The organism is Aquabacterium sp. UBA2148, from assembly GCF_002328915.1.
Classification (GTDB): Bacteria; Pseudomonadota; Gammaproteobacteria; order Burkholderiales; family Burkholderiaceae_C; genus Aquabacterium; species Aquabacterium parvum.
In genome coordinates this window covers 1-5,276 of record NZ_DCXA01000199.1, presented here as the reverse complement: position 1 = coordinate 5,276, position 5,276 = coordinate 1, and the positions used below count along the sequence as shown (strand labels likewise).

The window sequence follows — 5,276 nt, the reverse complement described above, 5'->3', positions numbered from 1 at the left end:
CACCACCACGAAGGCCATGGCGCCGTGGCGGCCGTGGCCCGCCTGGCCGGCGCCCTGCCCGCCTTCGGCATCGTGGCCGCGGTGCTGGGCGTGGTCAACACCATGGGCTCGGTGGGCCAGCCGCCCGCCGTGCTGGGCGGCATGATCGGCTCGGCCCTGGTCGGCACCTTCCTGGGCATCTTGCTGGCCTACGGCGTGGTCGAACCCCTGGGCGGCCTGATGGAGCAAAAGCTCGACGAAGGCACCAAGGAATTCCAGGTCGTCAAGACCGTGCTGCTGGCCTCGATGCAGGGCTACGCCCCGCAGGTGGCCATCGAGTTCGGCCGCAAGGTGCTGTACTCGACCGAACGACCGACCTTCGCCGAGCTCGAAGCTCACGTGAAGAAGAAGTGAGCGTTCGCTTGAACGCACACACCCGAGGAACCCGACATGGCCGGTGATTCGAAGAAGGTCCAGCCGATCATCATCAAGCGCATCAAGAAGGGCGGCCATGCCGCTCACGGTGGTGCGTGGAAGATCGCTTATGCCGACTTCGTGACGGCCATGATGGCCTTCTTCCTGCTGATGTGGCTGCTGGGCTCGACCACCGAAGGTGACAAGAAGGGCATCGCCGACTACTTCAACAGCCCGCTCAAAGTCGCCATGTTCGGCGGCTCCGGCGCGGGGGATGCCTCGTCCATCATCAAGGGCGGTGGCAACAGCCTGTCGGAGTCAACCGGTCAGGTCAAGAAAGGCCAGTCCGAAACCGCCGATGAAAAGCGCCGCAAAAAGGCGCTGAAGATGGAACAGGCCCGCGCCGAGGCCGAGCGACTGCGCGTGCTCAAGGCCAAGGTGGAAGAGGTGATCGCCAACGACGAACGGCTGGCCAAGTACAAAAGTCAGATCCAGCTCGACATGACGGCCGAGGGCCTGCGCATCCAGATCGTGGACGACCAGCAAAGGCCGATGTTCGAAAGCGGCGACGCCCAGGTTCAGGGCTACATGCGCGACATCCTCCGGGCGATCGGCGGGGTGCTCGACGAGGTGCCCAACCGACTGACCATCGAAGGACACACCGACGCCAAACCATTCAGCGCAGGCGACATCGGCTACAGCAACTGGGAGCTGTCGGCCGACCGGGCCAATGCGTCTCGACGCGAGCTCATTGTTGGAGGCCTCAGCGGCAGCAAGGTCTTGCGCGTGCAAGGGCTGGCTGCGAGCATGCTGTTCGAGAAGGGCAACCCGGAAAGCCCCTTGAACCGGCGCATCAGCGTGATCGTGATGAACCGCGAGGCCGAGGACCGGTTCTTCCAGGCATCGAAGATCGAAGCGATCGACGAAGAAGATGACGAAGCACCGCCCGAAGAGGAGCCGGCGCCCGACATCAAACCCTCAAGGCCCAGCCTCACCGGCCGATAACCCTGTGTACCCGAGGGCAACCACACACAGCCCGCGTTTGAAAAAGGACGAGTCATGAGCAACCCCGCGGACATGAAATTTCTCATCGTGGACGACTTTTCCACCATGCGCCGGATCGTCCGGGGCCTGCTCAAGGAAAGCGGCTACAACAACGCAGAAGAGGCCGAAGACGGCGCCGTCGCCCTGAACATGCTCAAGAACGGCAAGTTCGACTTCGTGGTCAGCGACATCAACATGCCCAACATGAATGGCTTCGAGCTGCTCAAGGCCATCAAGGCCGACGACAGCCTCAAGCACCTGCCGGTGCTGATGGTGACCGCTGAAGCCCGCAAGGAAGACATCGTGCTGGCTGCCCAGACTGGCGCCGCCGGCTACATCGTCAAGCCCTTCACCAAGGCCACCTTGGAAGAGAAGGTCCAGAAGATCATGCAGAAACTGGCCGCCACGGCCTGAACCACTGGGAGCACGCCATGAAGGTGGATTTGCCAGACAACATGGTGATGCCAGCGGCCTCGCCCGAGATCTTCCAGCAACTGGGCACCCTGACGCGCCAGCTGCACGACACGATGAACATGCTGGGCGTGCTGCCCGGCCTGAAGAACACGGTGGACGACCTGCCCGATGCGCGCAGCCGCCTGACCTACATCGCGACCAAGACCGCCGACGCAGCCGAAAAGGTGCTCAACCTGGTGGACACCGCCAAGGCGGACCAGGAGCACATCGCGGACGAAACCCGCAAACTGGCCGCCCTGATCACGGCAGACCCCGTGAAGGCCGTGGCCAGCGGTGCGGTGTTCAACTTCGTTCAAGACGTCGAGACCGTCACCAAGCGCGTGGACGGGCACCTGACCGACATCATGATGGCCCAGGACTTCCATGACCTCACCGGTCAGGTCGTGGCCAAGGTGGTGAAACTGGCCAACGACCTTGAAGGCCAACTGGTCAAGTTGCTGGTGCAGGCCGCGCCGCCCGAGCAGGCTCAAAAGGTGGAGGCCGCGCTCACCGCGCACCACCACCCCGATCCGGACAACATCGTGCTCGAGGGCCCCGTCGTCAATGCGGAAGGTCGCTCCGACGTGGTTGCCAATCAGAGCGAAGTCGACGACCTGTTGGCCAGCCTGGGCTTCTGAGGCCACTCGGCTCAGCGACACCACACCGCGCTGCCAGCCCCCCCTCTCGCACCCGACAAGCCAGGCCACAGGCCTGGCTTTTTCACGTCCGCCTGGCGCTGCGGGGTGTCACTGAGCCATGGCTTCGCGCACCGCGCTGACCTGCCGGCGCGAGACCGCCAGCCACTCCTGCGTGGGCAGCACCTGCACGGCCCAGGCCTCACCGCCATCGGGGTCGTCGGCGCGGCGCTCGAGCGCTTTCATGGCCTGGCGCGAGACCAGCGCATTGCGGTGCACACGGATGAAGCGCGCCCCGACGCGACCTTCCAGCTCGGTCAGCGAGTCGTCGATCAGGCGGCTGTCATCCAGGGTGCGCACCAGCACCTGCTTTTGCTCGGCCTTGAAGTACAGCACCTCGGCCAGGCGGATGCGCTCGACGCGACCACGCTCTTGCACCACCAGCACCTCGGTGTCGTCCACCAAGGGCTCGGCAACAGGCATCAGCGCGGCGCGCAGCTTGCGCACCCGCTCCAGCGAGGCATCGAGCCGCTCCAGGCGAACGGGTTTGGTCAGGTAGTCGGCGGCGGCCAGGTCGAAGGCGCGCAGGGCGTGTTCGGCGTGGGCCGTGACGAACACCACCGATGGCGGTCGACGCAGGTCGCGCAGGCGAGCGGCCAACACCATGCCATCGAGCCCGGGCATCTGGATGTCGAGCACCACGAGGTCGGGCGATTGGCCGGCCTGGTCTTGCTCCTGCAGCCACAACAGCGCGCTGACCGACTCCCCGAACTCACCCACCACCTCGTTGGGCGTGGCAGTTTGGCTCAGCAAGGTTCGGATGCGCATGCGGGCCAGCGGCTCGTCGTCGACGATGGCAACTTTCAGGGACATGTTGGGCGCGTTCATGCGGGGGCACTTCCTTTGGCAGAGACCGGCAGCGGCACGGCGATGCGCACCACGTAGATCGGCGGCTGGGCGCCCTCGCCTTTTTGCAAGCCGGCCTCGAAATCGGCTTCGACGTCGTGCATGAGCTTGAGCCGCTGACGCACGTTGCGCAGGGCGATGCCATGCCCAGCCGTGGCCGCCGTGGGGCCTTGCGTGGGCACCGAGTTGCTGACGGTGAGCACCGCCTGACCTGCCTGCACGCGGGTGCGCACCACGATCCAGCCGCCCAAGGGGTTGGCCTCGATGCCGTGGCGAACGGCGTTCTCCACCAAGGGCTGCAGCACGAGTGCGGGCACCTCTGCACTGGAGACGGCATCGTCGAGCTCCCAGCGCACGGTGACACGCTCGCCAAAGCGCAGTTGTTCGATGCTGAGGTAACGCCGCGCCAGCTCCACCTCGTCGGCCAGCGTGCTGCGCAGCGATGGCGAAGAAAGCGCCTGGCGGAACAACTCAGCCAGGTCTTCGAGCACGGACTCGGCGCGCTGCGGGTCGATCTGCACCAGGGCGATCGCCGTGTTGAGCGTGTTGAACAAAAAGTGCGGCCGGATGCGGGCCTGCAGTTCGGCCAGGCGGGCAGCGGCATGGGCCGGCAGCTGGCTGTGTGCCCGCTGTTTGAGCCAGGCCAGGGTGGCGCCCGCCAAGGCCGCGCCCGTCAACAAGGGTGGAACGAAGCTCCATTCCAGGGCCATGGCCTGCCCGGTGACCCATTGCTCCAGCCAGCGGGCCTGCCAGTGCGCAAAGCCACCGACGATGGCCCCGAGGCTGCAAGCGCCCAACCATTGACCCCACTCCGGCGCCTGACCCAGCGCCCGGCGCACGCTGCAAGCCACCACCAGCCACAACAGGCTGGCCGGCAGCGACACCATGGCGGACTGGGCCCAGCGGTCCAGCGCGTCTGACGGACCAGAGGCCGCAAAACTCACCCCCAGTCCCACCACCACCTGCACGCCCAGCACCACGCGCAGCACCACCCCGACGTGGCAAACATCAAAGGGCGAGGGGGCAAGGGACGCCTTCGGGGCATGGGCCACGCCACCCGTCGCATCGCCCTGCGGCAGCGCGAACTGGGTCGACACCGCCCAGGCCGGGGTGGACTGGGGCTGCGTGGAAGCGACAGGGTCTTTAGAATCCATGGTTTGCACATTCTGCGTGAAGCCAGCCCCCCGGCGGCCACCACCCCAGCGAACACCGCCATGAGCACCAACCAACTCGACAAAAAGTCCCAGGCCTGGTCGGCCCTGTTTTCCGAGCCCATGAGCGAGCTGGTCAAGCGCTACACCGCCAGCGTCTTCTTCGACAAGCGCCTGTGGCAGGCCGACATCCAGGGCTCGCTGGCCCACGCCGACATGCTGTGCGCCCAGGGCCTGATCTCCGCCGCTGACCTGGCCGCCATCCAGAAGGGCATGGCGCAGATCACCGAAGAGATCCAGTCCGGTCAGTTCGAATGGAAGCTCGACCTTGAAGACGTGCACCTGAACATCGAGGCCCGCCTGACCCAGCTGGTCGGCGACGCCGGCAAGCGCCTGCACACCGGCCGCTCGCGCAACGACCAGGTCGCCACCGACGTGCGCCTGTGGCTGCGCGGCGAGGTGGATGAAATCGGTGTGCTGCTCAATGAACTGCAAAAAGCCCTGGTCGACGTGGCCGAGCAGAACGCCGACGTCATCCTGCCCGGCTTCACCCACCTGCAGGTGGCCCAGCCCGTGGCCTTTGGCCACCACCTGCTGGCTTATGTAGAGATGTTCGCGCGCGACGCCGAGCGCATGACCGACCTGCGCCGCCGCATCAACCGCCTGCCGCTGGGCTCGGCCGCGCTGGCCGGCA

The 5,276-nt window shown here is 66.0% G+C and carries 7 protein-coding genes; 5 read left to right on the top strand and 2 right to left on the bottom strand.

Features of this window, described 5'->3' with window-relative positions; all coding sequences use genetic code 11:
* From B2W70_RS11135 to B2W70_RS11120, 4 genes are all read left to right on the top strand, one after another.
* A partial coding sequence (locus B2W70_RS11135; protein WP_286745713.1) for a MotA/TolQ/ExbB proton channel family protein occupies window positions 1-393 on the top strand: 393 nt, incomplete at its 5' end.
* A 36-nt stretch (window positions 394-429) separates the two neighbouring features.
* On the top strand, window positions 430-1,398 hold the full coding sequence (gene motB / locus B2W70_RS11130) for a flagellar motor protein MotB (RefSeq protein ID WP_058088606.1): 969 nt from the start codon (window positions 430-432) through the stop codon (window positions 1,396-1,398).
* 54 nt (window positions 1,399-1,452) lie between these two features.
* Window positions 1,453-1,851 (top strand): chemotaxis response regulator CheY, encoded by a 399-nt coding sequence (gene cheY, locus B2W70_RS11125; RefSeq protein ID WP_058088605.1) that lies wholly within the window; start codon window positions 1,453-1,455, stop codon window positions 1,849-1,851.
* A gap of 17 nt (window positions 1,852-1,868) precedes the next feature.
* A complete protein-coding gene (locus B2W70_RS11120) occupies window positions 1,869-2,528 on the top strand; it encodes a protein phosphatase CheZ (protein ID WP_058088604.1) in 660 nt (219 codons plus the stop codon).
* A gap of 108 nt (window positions 2,529-2,636) precedes the next feature.
* On the opposite strand, the gene B2W70_RS11115 is transcribed toward B2W70_RS11120, so the two are convergent.
* Both B2W70_RS11115 and B2W70_RS11110 read right to left on the bottom strand, forming a co-directional pair.
* A complete protein-coding gene (locus tag B2W70_RS11115; RefSeq protein ID WP_286745711.1) occupies window positions 2,637-3,413 on the bottom strand; it encodes a LytR/AlgR family response regulator transcription factor in 777 nt (258 codons plus the stop codon).
* Window positions 3,410-4,585: a sensor histidine kinase gene (locus B2W70_RS11110; protein ID WP_286745709.1), complete on the bottom strand. Its 1,176-nt coding sequence runs from the start codon at window positions 4,583-4,585 to the stop codon at window positions 3,410-3,412. The genes B2W70_RS11115 and B2W70_RS11110 overlap by 4 nt, the downstream gene beginning before the upstream one ends.
* A 60-nt stretch (window positions 4,586-4,645) precedes the next feature.
* Here B2W70_RS11110 and B2W70_RS11105 point away from each other — a divergent pair.
* Window positions 4,646-5,276: lyase family protein (locus B2W70_RS11105; protein WP_286745708.1), on the top strand; the 631-nt coding region annotated here is incomplete at its 3' end.